The organism is Streptomyces sp. NPDC002698, from assembly GCF_042888945.1.
Lineage (GTDB): Bacteria > Actinomycetota > Actinomycetes > Streptomycetales > Streptomycetaceae > Streptomyces.
In genome coordinates this window covers 23,080-39,751 of sequence record NZ_JBIAQM010000055.1, presented here as the reverse complement: position 1 = coordinate 39,751, position 16,672 = coordinate 23,080, and the positions used below count along the sequence as shown (strand labels likewise).

The following is a 16,672-nucleotide window of genomic DNA, read 5'->3' as shown; positions in this document are numbered from 1 at the left end:
CGCGGTCCGGGCTTCCACCGCTCCGCGGTGCCTCTTCGCCGCTCCGCGGCGCCTTGGGGGGGGGGGGGCCCCCCCCCGCCGCCCCCGCGGGGGCCCCCGGGGGGGGGGGGGGGGGGCGGGCGGGCGGGGGGGGGGGGGGGGGGGGGGGGGGGGGGGGGGGGCCCCCCCCCGCCCCCCCCCCCCCCCCCCCCCCCCCCCCCCCCGGCCGCTCGACCGTGCCGGCCTCGGGGTCGCCCGGCCCCGACGACCGACACGGGAGCGATGTCGCCGAACCACCCGTGGGCGTCCGGGACGCGTGCCTAGTGCCCCCGATCCGCCGCGGCAGTCCCCTGTCCCCGAGACCTTTCGCCGTGGGCCGGCCACCGGGCGCCGTCCCGGAGGGGACACCTGTGGACGGGGTGTGAAGCCGGGGATACCCGTGACATGGCCTCCGGAGGTCCGGGAACAAGGGGAGACAGCCTGCCCGGCACTTCGATCAGCTTCGATCAGCACGGAGGCGCCGCCGCGCGCCGCGCGGGCGGGACGTACGGCAAGGGAGGCGAAGGCATGACCACCGTCGAACCGTCCTGCGATCTCGGTCCCGATCTCGGTGCGAGGCTCGAGCGGGATCCGCAGGCCGCTGTGCACGCCCGGCGTATGGTCCGCACGTTCCTCGGCGGCCTGCCGCGCGCCGTGCCGCGCGAGACCGCCGAGGCGGTCACGCTCGTGGTCTCGGAGCTCGTGACGAACGTGGTGCGCCACGCGCGCGGTCGGCTGTGCAGCCTGGACCTGAGGGACATGGGCCACGGGGTGGGCATCTCCGTCTCCGACGACGATCCCGAGCCGCCGCGCCCGAAGCGCCTCGACCTGACCGGACAGGGCGGCTTCGGCTGGCCGCTGGTGCACCGGCTGTCCGCCGAGCTGACCGTGCTGTCCCGCCCCGACGGCAAGACGGTCCACGCGGTCGTGAGGTTCTGACGAGTGCCGCTTCCGGCCGGCCCGGCGGGCGCCCGGCAGGACGGCCGGTTATCGAGCTCCCTCCTGCCGGGCGTTCGCCGGGCCGTGCCAGTCGAGGCACACCACGAGGGCGTCGTCCTCCGGGCCGGGCCTGCCCCGGTGACCGGTCAGCTCCCGCAGGACGGCGCGGGGCACCTCCGTTGCGGGCAGCAGCCGGGTGGAGCTGATCGCCATGGCCAGGGCCTTCTGCCCGTACTTCTCGCCGCCCGGCCCGGCCACGGCGTGGACGCCGTCGCTCACGAAGAGGAGCCGGTCGCCGGGTTCCACCCGGAACTCCTGCACGAGGTAGTCGGTCTCCTCGAACATGCCGAGGGGCAACTGGGCCTCGAAGTCCACGCGTTCGACGGTCCGGCCGCGCAGCCGCAGCATCTGGGGCGACCCGGCGTCGATCACGCGCATCCGGCCGGTGGACAGCTCGAAGTCGAGCATGAGCACGGACAGATAGCGGTCGCCGCGGTACTGGGCGTGGACCGCCTGATCGGCGAGCGCCGCCTGGTCCGCGAGCGGGATGCCGGCCCGGCGCGCGTTGCGCAGGGCGTTGATGCCGAGATTGGTGAGCAGCGACGCCTCGATACCCTCGCCCATTCCGTTCGTCACGTAGAGGGACAGCCGCTCGGCGTCGGCCGACCAGTCGAAATTGTCGCCGAAGATCGCGTAGGCGGGTTCCAGCTGGGCGCCGAGCTCGTACTCGGGCCGGGAGCAGGAGCGGCCGGGCAGGAGCTGCCACTGCATCTCCGCGGCCAGGGTCAGCCGGTCCTTGCGGCGGGCCTGGAGGTACAGGTCGGTGTCGCGTTCGGCCACGAGCACCTCGTGGCCGAGGACCTCGGCGATGTCGGCGAGCTCGGCGACCGTGTCCGCGTCGCAGGCGGCGGAGGGCAGGACGACGGACAGGACGCCGAGCCGGTCGCCGCGGACCGTCACCGGGAGGTGCGCTCGTACGTTTCCGTCGCCGTGTTCCTCCACGAAGGGTTCCTGGGCGCCGAAGGCCCGGCCCTCGGGGCTGGTGTGCACCGGAATGGGTTCCAGGGTGTGCGGAAGCACCGAGACGGGCTGGAGCACGGTGAGCCCGTAGTCGGCCATGAAGAGTTCGACGGAATCGGCCGCGTAGTGACCGCACAGCACGTCACGGACCGCGTCCAGCAGCTGATGGGGCGCCGCGGTGCGCAGGGCACGTTCCGCGGCCACGAATCTGTTCACGATGTCGCACAGACCAATCTTTGAGAAGTCCAAGGAGTCCAAGGGATTCGAGGACCGGTATCCACCATTTCGTTCCTGGCGTCGCGCCGACAGGCTGACAGTGCCCGAGAAGACTGGGAGAGTTGGACGGTGACTTCCTCCGGCCCGCGTCCACGCCGCAGCGAGGTGGCCCGTGTGACCGCCGAGGCCGCCGAGCTTCTGGAGATCCTCTGGGGCCGCGCCTCGACGACCCCGGTCTCCGCCTCCCAGTTGCGGGTGCTGTTCATCCTGGAACACGACGAGGGCATCAACCTGAGGACCCTGGCCGACGCGCTCGGCTCCACACCCCCCTCGACCAGCAGACTCTGCGACCGGCTGCAGGCCGTGGGGTTCGTCGAACGGGCACCGAGTGCCACCAGCCGCCGCGAGCTGCGCCTGTTCCTGAGCCCCCAGGGCCGGACCTTCCTCGCGGAACTGCGCGCACGGCGCGAGCGGGCCGTGGAAGCCGTCCTCGCGCAGATGCCGGCCGCCGGGCGGGAGGCGCTCGTGGAGGGGCTGGCGGCCTTCTGCGCGGCCGCGGCGGCACAGCTCCACGAGGCGGACCCCGTCGAGGCCCGCTCCGCCTAGTGCCGGGCTGTCCCTTCTCCGATGTGGACCAGTGCGGCGTCCACATCGGCCACCGACGGTATGGCGAGGCTGACGCCCGTGAGATCCAGAACGCGCTGGACGACCGGCGCCGGGGACACGAGGCACACTCCGCCTCCCGCGTGTCCGGCGGCGTCGTGGGCCTTGAGCAGGGCGTTGATGCCGGAGGAGTCCATGAAGGGGACCGCGGACAGGTCGAGCAGCAGGTGCCGCCGACCCCCGCGTATCTGGTTGGCCAGTCGGTGGTGCAGCTCGGGAGCTGTCTCGACGTCCAGTTCCCCGGCGACGGTGACCAGGGCGATGCCCTCGCCGTACAAGGTCGCGTCGATGGTCACAGGAGCCTCTTCGGCCGGCACGGTTACCTCCAAGGGGGAACTGACCCGTCGGGATCCACCCGGCGCGGGGATACGCCGGTGAGCAGGGCAACGGTTACCCCCCGAACCGAGGTGCACACCTGGGGTCTCGCCCGCCGGAGCCGGCCTCTTGACCCGCCCTTTCCCGAATTACCTCTGACACAGAGGCAATCTCGGAACGTGAGGTCGGAGTCGGAGAGTTTCCCCGAGGCACTGGCGGACACCCTGGCCGGGTTGCAGCGGCTGATCAGACGGCGGCTGCGCCGCGGCACGCCCGGACCGAGCCTGCGCGGTGCCGAGGTCGATCTGCCGGGCATCGGTGTGTCGGAGGCGGCCAAGGAGCTTTATCCGGCGGGCAATTCGGTCTCGACGTTGGTCAACAGGCTGGTCGCGGACGGCTATCTGGTCCGCGAGACCGACCCGGCCGACCGGCGCGCCGCCCGGCTGCTGTCCACCCCGGCGGCCGATGCCCGGTTGCGCGACTGGCGGCAGCGGCGCGCGGTGCTCGTACGCGGCCAGGTGGCGCGCCTCGACGCGGCCGACCGTGCCGCACTGGAGGCCGCTCTTCCGGCCCTGCGCAAACTGGCGGCGAACCTGCACGAGGAGGCCGAGGAGACATGACAGGACACAGCGGCGGACGCGTGGAACCCGCACGGCAGGAGAACCCGCAACCCCGACGCGGCGAGGCGGACCCGGCCGGCGACCGGGCGGACCCGCCCCGAACGCCGGTCCCGGCCATCGTGGTTGATGCCGATGCCGATGCCGATGCCGTGATGACGGGAGCGGCCGCGGACGGCGGCGCCGCGCCCGCCCCGTGCCCGGCCCCGGACGCCGTGTCCTGTGCGGGACTCGTGTACGCCTTCGGCGAGACGACCGCCGTCGACGGTCTCGACCTCGCCGTCCGTGACGGTGAGGTGTTCGGACTGCTCGGTCCCAACGGCGCCGGCAAGACGACGGCGCTCCGCTGCATCACCACGCTGCTGCCGGTCCCCTCGGGAAAGGTCCGTGTCTTCGGGCACGACGCCACCCGTGAACGCATGGCCTTACGACGCCTGTTGGGCTACGTGCCGCAGCAACTGTCCGCCGACTCCGGGCTCACCGGCAGGGAGAACGTGCTCCTGTTCGCCCGCGTCTTCGACGTGTCCCGGCGGGAACGCGCGGCCCGCGTGGCCCAGGCGCTCGACGCGGTCGGCCTCACCGACGTGGCCGACCGGCTCGCCAGGACGTACTCCGGAGGCATGGTGCGCCGCCTGGAACTCGCCCAGGCCCTGGTCAGCGCGCCGCGACTGCTGATCCTGGACGAGCCGACCATCGGCCTCGACCCGATCGCCCGCACCGGCGTGTGGGAGCACATCAACGCCGTACGGGCCGCCACCGGGATGACCGTCCTCGTGACGACCCATTACATGGACGAGGCCGACCAGTACTGCGACCGGGTCGCGCTGATGTACTGCGGACGCGTCCGCGCGCTCGGCACCCCACAGCGGCTCAGGGAGGGGCTCGGTGAGCGCCGCGGGATCGACGGCGACGCTGGACCGCCCACGCTGGAAGACGTCTTCCGCGATGTGGCCGGCAGTGGACTCGACGACCGATCAGGAGACTTCCGCGATGTCCGAAGCACCCGCCGTACCGCTTCCCGCGTCGGCTGAGAGCGTCCGCCCCGGGAACCTCGACCTGCTCGTGACCCCGCCCAGGCCCCGTACGGGCTGGCGCGTGCTGCCCGCCCGGGTCGCCGCGATGTGCGCGGTCGAGCTCCAGAAACTCCGCCACGACCGCACCGAGCTGTACACACGGGCGATCCAGCCGGCGCTCTGGCTGCTGATCTTCGGAGAGACGTTCACCCGGATCCACGCGATCCCGACCGGCGGAATCCCCTACCTCGACTATCTGGCGCCCGGCATCATCGCCCAGTCCGCCATGTTCATCGCCATCTTCTACGGCATCATGATCATCTGGGAGAGGGACGCCGGCATCCTCACCAAACTCCTCGTCACCCCCACACCCCGCTCCGCGCTCATCACCGGCAAGGCGTTCGCCGCCGGAGTGAAGGCGCTGATCCAGGCCGTGGTGGTCGTCGTGATCGCCGCGCTGCTCGGGGTGGCGATGACCTGGAACCCGCTGCGACTTCTCGGAGTGGCCGTGGCCGTCGTGCTCGGTTCGGCGTTCTTCTCCTGCCTGTCGATGACGATCGCGGGCATCGTGCTCACCCGCGACCGGCTGATGGGCATCGGGCAGGCCATCACCATGCCCCTGTTCTTCGGCTCCAACGCCCTCTACCCGGTGGCCGTCATGCCCGGCTGGCTGAAGGCCGTCAGTCTGGTCAACCCGCTCAGCTACCAAGTCGACGCCCCGCGCGGCCTGTTGCTCGGCACGCCCGCGCACCTGCCCCTCGACTACGGCGTCCTGGCCGTGGCCGCGGTTCTCGGTGTCCTGTCCGCGTCGTCGCTGCTGGGGCGGCTGGCCAGGTGAGAGCGGGCCCGAAGATCCGCTCCGGCAACGAACCGCGCAAGGGATGCGGGACCAGGTCTCCGAATCCGTAGGAGAAGCGCATGGTTGAACAGCCCCCCACGCGTTACTCACCCGAGGGCACTCCCTTGGGCCGCGGCGCGGACGACATCTGGCTGAGCAACAGCTATTCCACCGAAACCCCGCGCACCCGCAAGCTGTGGTGGCGTATCAGGGATGCGCTCCGCCGGCCGGTGAAGAACAGTGAGCGGCGCCACTGAAGCACGCGGACCGGCAGGGCCTCCATCTGGCCGACCGTCTCGACCAGTTCCACTACGACACCGCACCGGCCAACGGCTGGCCCATCGCCGCGAATGGTGACTTCGAGGACTGGTGGCGCTACCACGGGCATCGCGGACGCCGGCGTCTCCATCCCGTATCCCACCGGCAGGAACACGGGCCCACAGTCTGATCGGGAGCTAGCGACGGTCCCCGTCTCGACCGTCTCCCTGGCGCTGAACTGGCAAGGCAAGGGGGCAGGCGCCCGTCAGACGCAGATCCAGCAGTAGAGGCGATGCCCTCGCTCGACCGCCCGGCCCGCCAGGTCGATGGCCTGCTCGAGGAACTCCGCAAGGCCCTGCGGATCCGGCGGCGTGGGGAACACGTCCGATGCGGCCCATACCTGGGCCACGTGGTGCGATGAACCGCGGTCAGCGGCGGCGAGCGCGTCACGCAGGGCATCTGTCAGCGACAGGCACAACAGTTGCCCGTCGTCGGCCGTCGCGAGCAGGTGACCGTACCGCGGGTCCGCCTGGATGGTCTCGGCAGACCGGCCCGAAAGGATCACCTCCGCCGGCAGCAGGTCGACGGTCGGATCCATACCGTTGACGTCGAACCCGTCATAGCCCGTCGCGGTCGGTTCGTCGTCCTCACGCATCACGGCTCGGACCGCGTCGTCATCGTCAGCAGCAGCGAAGTAGCCATAGATAACTCCCATGCGGCGATCTTGGCACCCGCCCCTGACACCCGCTCTCGATCAGTCCATCACTCCGGAGGAACCGCACCCAACCCGGATCGCATGCGCCGTCGCTTCACAACGCCGGGTGCGGGGTCCGGTCGTCGCCGCGCAAGCGCGTGCTGTGAGTCGGGTGACGGCTGCGCTCATCGCCGTAACCACCTTTGAACGCGCGTGGCGTCGGCTATGCGGACTCCGACCGGCGTCCTCTCCTGCCGCTGTCGTCGCTGGTGGTGTCCGTACCGCCGGATCCTTGGGGCTGTGAACGCTGTGGCGCCTGTGCGTCCTGGGCCGCGGCGAGCGGCGCCAGGTGTGCCGAGGCGCTGTCCAGCAGCCCGAGGTCGGCCTTGGTGTGCGCGATGGCGGCGTCGATCAGGACCGCGACCAGCGGCTCGGCGGCGTGGGCCCGGCGTTGCCGTGCCAGGCCGGCGAGTTCGGACAGGTACGTCTGCCGCTGTGCCTCGATCAGTGTGGTCAGGGCGTGCGGGCCCAGGGCGACGGCGCCGAGGAGTTTCAGGAACAGCTCGTCGCGGAAGCCGCCGACACGTACCCAGGCGCTGGTCGCCCACGTGTTCAGCTCGGTCCTGCCGGCCTCGGTGAGTGTGTAGAGGTTCTTGTCGGGCCGGTCGGTCTGCGTGACCTGTGAGCGTGAGACATAGCCGTCACGGACCAGCCGTTCGAGGATCTGGTAGAGGTGGCCGATGTTCAGGCCACCCCACTGCGGGCCGATGGCCTCCTCGAACCGGGCTTTGAGTTCGTATCCGTGGTTCGGCCGCTGGGTCAGCAGCGCGAGTACCGCGTGGTGGAGCGGCATATACCTCTCCCTTCGGCATTGCTCCCTCCTGCATTGTGACAACATACCCTTGAATTGCGACAATGTATGAGGGTGAGGCTGCATCTATGGCTGTGAGCGTGGCGTTGCGCGGGGTGAGCCGCCGGTATCCCGGGCTGACCGCTCTGGACGGGATCGACCTGGAGGTCGCGGCCGGCGAGGTGGTGATGCTGACCGGGGCCTCCGGTGCCGGCAAGTCCACCGTGCTGCATGTGACGGGCGGTATGGACCAGCCCGACGAGGGGCATGTCGAGATCGACGGCACGGAGCTGGTGCCCCGGAACCTCGACCGCCACCGGCGGCGTATCGGCTTCGTCTTCCAGCGCTTCCATCTGCTGCCCGCGCTGACCGCGCTGGACAACGTGCTCGCCCCCGTCCTGCCCCGCAGAGTGGACTTCGACCGGCGCGAGCGCGGCATGGAACTGCTCGAAGCGGTCGGCCTGGGAGACCGGTCCGACGCCCTGCCCTCGCAGCTGTCGGGCGGCCAGCAGCAACGCGTCGCCGTCGCCCGCGCGTTGGTCAACCGGCCGGGACTGCTGCTGGCCGACGAGCCGACCGGCAACCTGGACAGCGTCATCGGGCGGGAGATCATCGATCTGCTGATGTCGCTGCGCGAGCGGTACGCGATGACGATGCTGATCGCCACCCACGACGCGGAGGTCGCCGCCAACGGCGACCGGGTGGTGCGTCTGCAGGACGGCAGGATCACCTCCGACCAGCGGGTCACGCCGTCCGGCGACGTGCTGAACCGGCTGGGGGGCCTGCGCCCGTGATAACGATGATCCTCGATCAGCTCCGGCGGCGGCGCGGGCGGGCGCTGGCCCTGGCCGCCGGCATCCTGGTGGCGGCGACCAGCTTCACCCTGCTGACCGCGACGGTGAGCACCAGCAGGGCGACCACCGTGGGCACGGTCCGCAAGAACGCACGGTCCGCCTACGACGTCCTGGTGCGCCCGCCGAACTCGCAGACGGGCGTGGAACGGCAGAGCGGACTGGTCGAGCCGAACTTCCTGTCCGGCACGTTCGGCGGCATCACCATGGACCAGTACCGGCGCATCCGCGGCATGGCCGGGATCGACGTGGCCGCACCGGTCGCCAACATCGGGTACCTCATGGTGATGAGCACCGTCACCGTGGACGTCTCCCGCTTCCTGGACAGCAAGGCGTCCCGGCAGATCCTGCGCATCAGCCCGACGCTCACGGCCGGACTGGGCACCTATCGCACCTCCGACGAGTACGTCTACCTCACCCGCTCCCCCCTGACGTCGGGGGCGTCGTCGGATCGGCTCTTCCAGTCCGACACCCTGGAGAAGGGCGCGGTCGACAAGAGCACCCAGCGCTATCGGCTGAAGGGCAAGTACGACGTCTGCTTCTACTTCAACCGGGACAAGACCGAGCAGACGGACTTCAACCTGCAACTGCCGATGAGGCCGAACCTCATCGCCGAGGATCTCAGCGACAGGTCGGCGTTCGACCGGGACCTGAATTCGTGGATGAACTGTCAGTCCGGGCAGGGCAAGGCCACCATCGACGTTCCGGTCAGTTACCCCGTGCTGCTGTCCGCCGTCGATCCCGAGGCCGAGAACCGCCTGGTGGGCCTGGGCGGCGCGATCACCTCGGGCCGCATGCTCACCGAGCAGGACAAGCCGTGGACGCTGCCGTCCTCCAAGAGCATCCACGGACAGCACGACTCGTACATCCCGGCGCTGCTCAGCAGCAGCCCGCTGACCGCCGGAACGCTCAACGCCGCCGTCGAGCGGCTCGATGTCGGTGACCCGGCCGAACTGCCCTCCAAACTGGGCAATCCGACAGCCGCCAGTTTCGTCCGCGGCCTGCACGGGACCCGTGTGGGCAAGGTCGGCGTCGATCTGAGCAAGGGCTACCGGAAGGCGCTGGAGGAGGATTCCTTCGACACCGGCGCCTACTGGACGGTGGGCCCTGTCACCTACCGCCGGACATCCGACGGCGGCCTCGCCGTGCAGGCACAGCCGCGGCAGAAGCCCGGCCTGTGGGTGACCAACCAAGGACAGCAGCCCGTCCCCTACGTCCCCGAGGAGAACCAGGGCAAGCAGTACCGGAAGGTGATCAGCCATGCCTCCACGGACTGCCTCGGCCTGGGACACTGCGACCTCGTCGACTCCGGGCGCCTGCCCAATCCCTTCGTCCGCCTGGTCGGCCGCTACGACACCGGCGAACTGCGCGGCTTCTCGGCACTGTCCGACGTCCCGTTGGAGACCTACCAGTCGCCACAGGTCACCGGCGCGGACCCCGCCACGCGCGCGGTGCTCCACGACAAGCCGCTGCGGCCCGACCGCAACCTGGGCGGTTACGCCAGCCCGCCGCCCACCATGCTGACGACGATGGACTCCATCACCGCGCTCACCAAGAGCCGCCGGGTCCCGAGCCTGCAGGACAAGGCGCCGGTCAGCGCGATCAGGATCCGGGTGGCCGGCGTGAGCGGCGTCGACACCGCCTCCCGTGCGCGGGTGAACGCCGTGGCCGGGGCGATCCGGGCCGCCTACCCCCGGCTCCAGGTCGACGTCACCGTCGGCAGTTCCCCCGCCCCGCAGACGGTGGCGCTGAGTCCCTCGGCGCATGTGACGGAGCGCTGGGTCGCCAAGGGCGTGGCACTGCGGATCCTCAGGGCGGTGGACACCAAGAGCGCGGTGCTCTTCGTACTGGTCCTCGTCGTGTGCGCGCTCTTCCTCGGGCAGGCGGCGCTGGCCTCGGTGCGCTCACGCCGCACCGAGATCGGCACGCTGCGCTGCCTGGGCTGGAGCGGCGGTGAAGTACTCCGCCTGGTCCTCGGCGAACTGGCGGTCATCGGCCTCGCTGCCGGAGCCGCGGGCACGGTCCTCGCCTACGCCCTCGGCCGCATGCTGGGACAGCCCGGCGCCAGCGCCAAGTCACTCCTCGTCCTGCCGGTGGCGCTCCTCGTGGCCCTGGCGGCGGGATTGATCCCCGCCTGGCTCGCCGCCCGGCTGGGGCCCATGGCAGCCGTCCGACCCCCTGTGACCGCGGCCCGCCGCTCCCGCCCGGTGGGTTCGGTGGCCGGACTGGCCGTGCTCAACCTGCTGCGGGTGCGGGGCCGCACGCTGCTGGGCGCGGCAGGGCTGGCGCTGGGAGTGGCCGCCTTCACCGTGCTGCTCGCCCTGACACTGGCCTTCCGCGGCGAGGCGGCCGGCTCGCTGCTCGGCAACGCCGTGGTGGCGCAGGCACGCGGGGCCGACTACCTCAGCGTCGCCCTCTCCCTGCTGCTGGGTGCCGCCGGCGCCATCGACGTACTGATCATCTCGCAGCGCGAGCGCGCCGCCGATCTCGCGGTGCTGCGGGCGACCGGCTGGACCAACCGCGAGCTGGCGATGCTGACCCTGTACGAGGGGATCGGACTGGCTCTGCTGGGCGGCCTGACCGGCGCGGTGGCCGGCCTGCTCGTGGTGCTGTCGCTCGGTCAGGGCGTGCTGCACGGACACCTCCTTGCGGTCGCCGGCGCCGCACTGCTGGCCACGCTTGCCGCGACCGCCCTGGTGAGCGCGGCTCTGACAGTCCCGATCCGGGGGCTGTCCCGGATCGCCCCCGCCCACCTGCTCGCCGCCGACTGACAGTGAGGATGTGACGTGGTGACGCTGCTGGTGGGTCTGACCCTCCCGACTGACTGACGTTTCGACTGTCCTGTTCGGGATTTGTCGGCCCATCGGGTGTCACCACGCACCCACCCGACCGGCGCGTGCCGCCCTCGGATCGGACACGCAAGGACGGACACGACCAGCATGACGCACGACGGCCGGCAGATCACCGGCGGAGTCGACACCCACGGCCTGACCCACCACGCCGCAGTGATCGACCGGATCGGCCGGCACCTGGCCGAGGGTGCGGATCCTGTCGAGTGAAGGCCGTTGATCAGGCGCCGAGTTGGCAGTCGTGCTGGTCGGGGTAGGTGCGCTGGTGTTCGCGGATGTGGTGGTAGGCGAGGTGGTCGTCGAGGTCGCCGTTGGCTTGGACGGCGCGGAGTTCGAGGACGGCTTCGGCGTCGGCGACTGCCTCACCTACCACCACACCCGCAAAACCCCAGCTCAACCCTCCCCCGAGAGGATCCACGCCCAACGAGGAAGGGGCTCAAAGACCACGTGGCCGTACACAAACCTGGACCCGGTCTTCGGGCTCGCCCTGTCTCGGAGGCGATCCGCGAGGCGTCTCAAGTACCCACCGGGGACAGGCTCAAGATCGCGTCCTTAGTGCCCTTCGACGCAGGCCAGCACGCGTTCGGGGCGCGCATCGACCGCTTCGGCAGTCGGACGTCAGTCGACAGCCAATACCTTGTGAACCGGTGTTGACCCAGGCCATCATCATGCCCCTGTTCTTCGGCTCCAACGCCCTCTACCTGGTGGCCGTCATGCCCGGCTGGCTGAAGGCCGTCAGTCTGGTCAACCCGCTCAGCTACCAAGTCGACGCCCCGCGCGGCCTGTTGCTCGGCACGCCCGCGCACCCGCCCCTCGACCACGGCGTACGGGTCGTGGCCGCGGCCCTCGGAGTCCTGTCCGCGTCGTCGCCGCCGGGGCGACCGGCCGGGTGAGAGCGGGCCCCGGGCCCGGTCGTTGATCGATTGGTGAGGCGGGGCGGGCAGGCTTAACGTCGATGGAGTGAGCATCCATGTTCACCGCCGACCCGCGATGCAGGGCCATCCCCGATGACGGCCGATCACGTGACATCCTCCGAGTCTGCCGAATCCCCGCAGCGGGGCCGAGGCAGCGGTATCGCACTCCTCGTCATCGCCTCCTGCCAGCTCATGGTGGTTCTCGACATCACCATCGTGAACATCGCGCTGCCGCACATCCAGACCTCGCTCGGCTTCTCGACCGAGAACCTGTCCTGGGTGATCAACGCCTACACGCTGACCTTCGGCGGTCTGCTGCTGCTCGGCGGGCGCTCCGGGGACATCCTCGGCAGACGCCGGATGTTCATGTTCGGCGTGCTGCTCTTCGTGTTCGCGTCGCTGCTCGGCGGACTCTCCCAGGACTCCTGGCAGTTGCTCGCGGCACGCGCGCTGCAGGGCGTCGGCGGGGCCATCGCCTCACCCACGGCCCTGTCGCTGATCACCACCACCTTCCGTGAAGGCCCCGAGCGCAACCGGGCGTTCGGCGTGTTCGCCGCCGTCTCCGCGGGCGGCAGCGCGATCGGGCTGCTCGCGGGAGGCATCCTGGTCGAATGGCTCGACTGGCGATGGGTGTTCTTCGTGAACGTCCCCATCGGTCTGCTGATCGTGCTCGCGACCCCCCGCTACATCAAGGAGTCCGAGCGGCACCCGGGCCACTTCGACCTCCTCGGCGCCCTCACCTCCACCCTCGGCATGGTGTTGCTGGTCTACGGCTTCATCCGGGCCTCGGAGGAGGGCTGGAGCGATCCCCTCACCCTCGGGGCCTTCGGTGCCGCGCTCGTGTTCCTGATCGCGTTCATCGCGGTCGAACGCCGGTCGAGACAGCCCATCACGCCCCTGTGGATGTTCCGCGACCGCAACCGCTCGGGCGTCTACGCGATGATGCTCAGCCTGTCCGCCGCCATCTTCGGGATGTTCTTCTTCCTCACCCTGTTCGTGCAGAACATCCTCGGCTTCAGCCCGCTCAAGGCTGGCTTCGCGTTCCTGCCGGTGAGTGTGATCATCGCGATCGGCGCGGGAGTCGCGTCCAACTTCCTGCCCAGATGGGGCCCCAAACCCTTCATGGCCGTCGGCGCGGTCCTGGCCGCGCTGGGCCTCGGCTGGCTGACGCTGACCGACGTCGACAGCACGTATCTCGGCAGCATCCTCGGGCCGACCCTGGTGTTCGGCTTCGGCATGGGTCTGCAGTTCGTCTCGCTGACGCTGATGGCGGTGTCCGGAGTCGAGCCCAAGGAGACGGGCGCCGCCTCCGGCATCCTCAACGCCACGCAGCAGGTCGGCGGATCCCTCGGCCTGTCCGTGCTGGTCACGGTCTTCGGCACGGCGAGCCGCAACGAGGCCACGGACCAGGTGGCGGACTTCCTGTCGACCGCGACCCCGGCACAGCAACTGCAGTTCCGCAGGACGGGACAGCTTCCGGCGCCCTGGAGCGACCAGGTGCTGACGTCCGGCATCTCGGGAGCGTTCGTCGCCGCCGCCGCCTTCGCGGTCGTCGCCGCGCTGGTCGCCCTGATCGTCATCCAGGTGCGCCCCTCCGACCTGGAGCGGCTCCAGGGAGGCGCCGCCGCGATGACGCCCGTGGACGGAGCCGGCGACGGGCAGGGTGCCTCGGCCGGCGCGGCCCCGGTGGGGGAGTCGGACACCCGGGACGGCGGACCGTCCGCCCCCGGCTGAATCCGAGGAGTCCCGGCTGAACCCGAGCGGGTCCCGGCTGAACCGCAGGGCTCCCGGATGCACTCCGGGCCCGCCTCCCGCCCGCTGTCCGGCCGTCGCGGCGCCGTCGCCACCCGTGCCCCGGACCTCGGGGCAGCGGCTGCCCGGCCTCAGAGCAGCGGCTGTTCCGCCCAGATGACCTTCCCCTCGGGCGTGTAGCGGGTGCCCCAGCGGTCGGTGAGCTGGGCGACCAGGAACAGGCCGCGCCCGCCCTCGTCCGTCGTCGCCGCGTACCGCAGATGCGGTGAGGTGCTGCTGCCGTCGAAGACCTCGCAGATCAGCGTGCGGTCCAGCAGCATACGGACCCCGATGGGCCCGTTGCCGTAGCGGATCGCGTTGGTCACCAGCTCGCTGAGGATCAGCTCCGTGGTGAACGCCAGCTCGTCGAGCCCCCACCGGGCCAGCTGTCGGCTGACCGAGGCGCGCACCTCGCCCACGGCGGCCGGTTCGGACGGCACCTCCCACGAGGCGATGCGGTCGGGGTCGAGAGCATGGGTCCGGGCCACGATCAGGGCGATGTCGTCGCTCGGCCGGGCCGGGAGCAGGGCGCTCAGCACGGCCTGGCAGGTGTCCTCCGGCGAGCGGTCGGCTCCGGCCAGCGCCGTGCGCAGCAGTTCCAGCCCGACGTCGATGTCCCGTTCCCGGTCCTCGACCAGACCGTCCGTGTAGAGCACCAGACGGCTGCCCTCCTCCAGTTCCAGCTCGGCCGTCTCGAACGGCAGACCGCCCAGACCGAGCGGCGGGCCGGCCGGCACATCGGGGAACTCGACGCTGCCGTCCGGACGGATCACCGCGGGCGGCGGGTGTCCGGCGCGGGCGACGGTACAGCGCCGGGTCGTCGGGTCGTAGACGGCGTACACACAGGTGGCGCCCGTGACGGCGGATCCGGTGTCGTCCGGGAGCTCGTCCTGGTCGATCCGGCCGACCAGTTCGTCCAGAAGACCGAGCAATTCGTCCGGCGGCAGATCGAGCGCGGAGAAGTTGTGCACCGCCGTACGCAGCCGGCCCATCGTCGCCGCGGCCAGCAGTCCGTGGCCGACCACGTCGCCGACGACGACCGCGACCCGGGCACCGGGCAGCGGCAGCACGTCGAACCAGTCGCCGCCGACCCCCGCCTGCGCCGGCAGATAGCGATAGGCGAGGTCGAGGGCGCTCTGGTCGGGCAGGGTGCGCGGCAGCAGGCTGCGCTGGAGGGTCACGGCCATCGTGTGCTCGCGCGTGTAGCGGCGCGCGTTGTCGATGGAGACCGCCGCACGGGCGACCAGCTCCTCGGCGAGGGCGAGATCGTCCGCGTCGAACGGATCGGGCTTCTCGGAGCGCCAGAAATTGACCACGCCCATGACCAGGGGCCCGACGCGCAGCGGGACCGTGATGAGGGAGTGGATCCCGTAGTCGACGACCTGTGCGGTGCGCTGCGGGTCCTGGGCCAGCCAGCCCGGGGCACCGCCGAGGTCGGGCTCGACCACGGCCTCCCCGGTGCGCAGACTGTGGGCCTGGGGCGTGGAGGGGACGAACCCGATGTGCTCCCCGACCGGATAGAGCGGCGCGTCCTCGCGGATGCCGCCGGAGGCGGTGCGGCGCAAGCCGGCACCCGCGTCCGGCTCCTGGCCGTTGAGCACGGCGTCGGCCAGGTCCACGGTGACGAAGTCCGCGAACCGGGGGGCGGCGACCGCCGTCAGTTCCTCGGCCGTCCTGGTGACGTCCAGACTCGTCCCGATGCGCACGCCGGCGTCGTAGAGGATCTTGAGCCGTTCGCGGGCGATGTCCGCCCGGCCGGAGAGCGCGCGCAGTTCGGTCGAGTCGCGGAGCGTGGCGACGCTGCCGGCCGGCCCGCCGGGCAGGTCCGTCGGCCGCTGGTTGACGGCCAGGAGCTGGTCCCCGACGAGATGCACCTCGTCGGTGGCGACGCGCCCGGAGGCCAGCAGCTCCGCGGTTCCCGAGTCGAGACCGAGCTCCTGGACGTGCTGTCCCTCGGCGTCCGCGGGCAGGCGGAGCAGGCGGTTCGCCTCGTCGTTGGCCAGGAGCAGCTGCCCCTCCGCGCCGATGATGATCACACCTTCCCGGACGGAGTGCAGCACGGCGTCGTGGTGCTCGTACATCCGGGTCATCTCGTACGGGCCGAGGCCGTGCGTCTGGCGCAGCAGGCGCCGGCTCACCAGCGCGGTGCTCGCGGTCGCCAGGGCCAGCGCCACGGCGGCGGCGCCCAGCACCAGCGGCAGCTGGTGGTCGGCCGTGCCGCCCACGGTCGCCGTGGTGATCCCGGCGGACACCATGCCGACGACCGTGCCGTCGGGTGCCTTGACGGGGACCGTGGCCTGCACCAGCGGTCCGAGCGTCCCGGTGATCTGCTCGGTGACGGAGTGCCCGGCCAGCACCGGAGCGGTGGTCCCGATGAACTTCTTGCCGATCCGGTCGGGCTTGGGGTGGGTGTAGCGGATCGCGTCGGTGTTCAGTACGACGATGAAGTCCACGTCCGACGCCTTGCGGGCGGCTTCGGCGCTGGGCTGCAGAAGGGCCGTCGGATGGGGGGCGTCGAGGGCCGCGCGCGTGCCGGGCGCGTTGGCGAAGGTCTCCGCGACGGCGAGCGAGCGGTTGCGGGCCTCCTGCGTGCTGTCATGCCGCACCTGGAGTACCAGCGCGACCACCGCGGCGACGACCAGGAGCAGCACGATCACCACTTGCAGGACGAACACCTGTCCGGCGACACTGCGACCGCCCAGGGCGGAACGTAGCCCGTTTGACGGGTTGTGCCTGTGTTTGCCGTCGTGTGGCCCACGCTCATGTTGCGCTGTACTGGGGCGGCGGGGCGACTGAGCCCGGGTTCGACCCAATAGTCCGACCATG

The 16,672-nt window shown here is 71.1% G+C and carries 15 protein-coding genes and 1 pseudogene; 10 read left to right on the top strand and 6 right to left on the bottom strand.

Features of this window, described 5'->3' with window-relative positions; translation table 11 throughout:
• Positions 1-546: 546 nt before the first annotated feature.
• Positions 547-957: an ATP-binding protein gene (locus tag ACFYW9_RS38645; protein WP_328456309.1), complete on the top strand. Its 411-nt coding sequence runs from the start codon at positions 547-549 to the stop codon at positions 955-957.
• Between the two features lie 48 nt (positions 958-1,005).
• Here the strand turns inward: ACFYW9_RS38645 and ACFYW9_RS38640 are convergent, their stop codons facing one another.
• Positions 1,006-2,193 (bottom strand): PP2C family protein-serine/threonine phosphatase, encoded by a 1,188-nt coding sequence (locus ACFYW9_RS38640; protein ID WP_389159732.1) that lies wholly within the window; start codon positions 2,191-2,193, stop codon positions 1,006-1,008.
• A 174-nt stretch (positions 2,194-2,367) separates the two neighbouring features.
• Between ACFYW9_RS38640 and ACFYW9_RS38635 the strand changes: the two genes are divergently transcribed.
• Positions 2,368-2,799: a MarR family winged helix-turn-helix transcriptional regulator gene (locus tag ACFYW9_RS38635; protein ID WP_389159731.1), complete on the top strand. Its 432-nt coding sequence runs from the start codon at positions 2,368-2,370 to the stop codon at positions 2,797-2,799.
• Here ACFYW9_RS38635 and ACFYW9_RS38630 read toward each other — a convergent pair.
• Positions 2,796-3,152, bottom strand: coding sequence for an STAS domain-containing protein (locus tag ACFYW9_RS38630; RefSeq protein ID WP_389159730.1), 357 nt, complete (start codon positions 3,150-3,152; stop codon positions 2,796-2,798). The two genes, ACFYW9_RS38635 and ACFYW9_RS38630, sit on opposite strands and share 4 nt — an antisense overlap.
• Positions 3,153-3,350: 198 nt before the next feature.
• Between ACFYW9_RS38630 and ACFYW9_RS38625 the strand changes: the two genes are divergently transcribed.
• The 4 genes from ACFYW9_RS38625 to ACFYW9_RS38610 all read left to right on the top strand — a co-directional run bounded on the left by ACFYW9_RS38625 (position 3,351) and on the right by ACFYW9_RS38610 (position 5,896).
• Positions 3,351-3,791, top strand: coding sequence for a MarR family transcriptional regulator (locus ACFYW9_RS38625; protein WP_389159729.1), 441 nt, complete (start codon positions 3,351-3,353; stop codon positions 3,789-3,791).
• 152 nt (positions 3,792-3,943) lie between these two features.
• Positions 3,944-4,819, top strand: coding sequence for an ABC transporter ATP-binding protein (locus ACFYW9_RS38620; protein ID WP_389159735.1), 876 nt, complete (start codon positions 3,944-3,946; stop codon positions 4,817-4,819).
• The gene (locus tag ACFYW9_RS38615; protein ID WP_389159728.1) at positions 4,779-5,639 is read left to right on the top strand and encodes an ABC transporter permease; all 861 of its coding nucleotides are present in this window, start codon (positions 4,779-4,781) and stop codon (positions 5,637-5,639) included. The genes ACFYW9_RS38620 and ACFYW9_RS38615 overlap by 41 nt, the downstream gene beginning before the upstream one ends.
• Positions 5,640-5,719: 80 nt before the next feature.
• On the top strand, positions 5,720-5,896 hold the full coding sequence (locus tag ACFYW9_RS38610) for a hypothetical protein (RefSeq protein WP_351866779.1): 177 nt from the start codon (positions 5,720-5,722) through the stop codon (positions 5,894-5,896).
• A gap of 266 nt (positions 5,897-6,162) precedes the next feature.
• Here the strand turns inward: ACFYW9_RS38610 and ACFYW9_RS38605 are convergent, their stop codons facing one another.
• Together ACFYW9_RS38605 and ACFYW9_RS38600 are read right to left on the bottom strand one after the other, a co-directional pair.
• A complete protein-coding gene (locus tag ACFYW9_RS38605) occupies positions 6,163-6,612 on the bottom strand; it encodes a hypothetical protein (protein ID WP_389159727.1) in 450 nt (149 codons plus the stop codon).
• 202 nt (positions 6,613-6,814) lie between these two features.
• Positions 6,815-7,444, bottom strand: a complete 630-nt coding sequence (locus ACFYW9_RS38600) for a PadR family transcriptional regulator (protein ID WP_389159726.1) — start codon at positions 7,442-7,444, stop codon at positions 6,815-6,817.
• An 86-nt stretch (positions 7,445-7,530) separates the two neighbouring features.
• Here ACFYW9_RS38600 and ACFYW9_RS38595 point away from each other — a divergent pair, with 86 nt between their 5' ends.
• Positions 7,531-8,235 carry an ABC transporter ATP-binding protein gene (locus ACFYW9_RS38595; protein WP_225900152.1) on the top strand — a complete coding sequence of 235 codons (705 nt, stop codon included), beginning with the start codon at positions 7,531-7,533 and terminating at the stop codon, positions 8,233-8,235.
• Positions 8,236-8,240: 5 nt separating this feature from the next.
• A complete protein-coding gene (locus ACFYW9_RS38590) occupies positions 8,241-11,063 on the top strand; it encodes an FtsX-like permease family protein (RefSeq protein WP_389159725.1) in 2,823 nt (940 codons plus the stop codon).
• A gap of 298 nt (positions 11,064-11,361) precedes the next feature.
• Here the strand turns inward: ACFYW9_RS38590 and ACFYW9_RS38585 are convergent, their stop codons facing one another.
• Entirely contained in the window at positions 11,362-11,514 is a 153-nt protein-coding gene (locus tag ACFYW9_RS38585; RefSeq protein WP_389159724.1) for a hypothetical protein, read from the bottom strand.
• Positions 11,515-11,797: 283 nt separating this feature from the next.
• On the opposite strand from ACFYW9_RS38585, the pseudogene ACFYW9_RS38580 reads away from it, so the two are divergent.
• Positions 11,798-12,034 (top strand): annotated as a pseudogene (locus ACFYW9_RS38580) (ABC transporter permease); the annotation flags it as partial.
• Between the two features lie 114 nt (positions 12,035-12,148).
• A complete protein-coding gene (locus ACFYW9_RS38575) occupies positions 12,149-13,789 on the top strand; it encodes an MFS transporter (RefSeq protein ID WP_389159723.1) in 1,641 nt (546 codons plus the stop codon).
• Positions 13,790-13,938: 149 nt separating this feature from the next.
• Here the strand turns inward: ACFYW9_RS38575 and ACFYW9_RS38570 are convergent, their stop codons facing one another.
• Entirely contained in the window at positions 13,939-16,671 is a 2,733-nt protein-coding gene (locus tag ACFYW9_RS38570; protein WP_389159722.1) for a SpoIIE family protein phosphatase, read from the bottom strand.
• Between the last annotated feature and the right edge of the window lies 1 nt (position 16,672).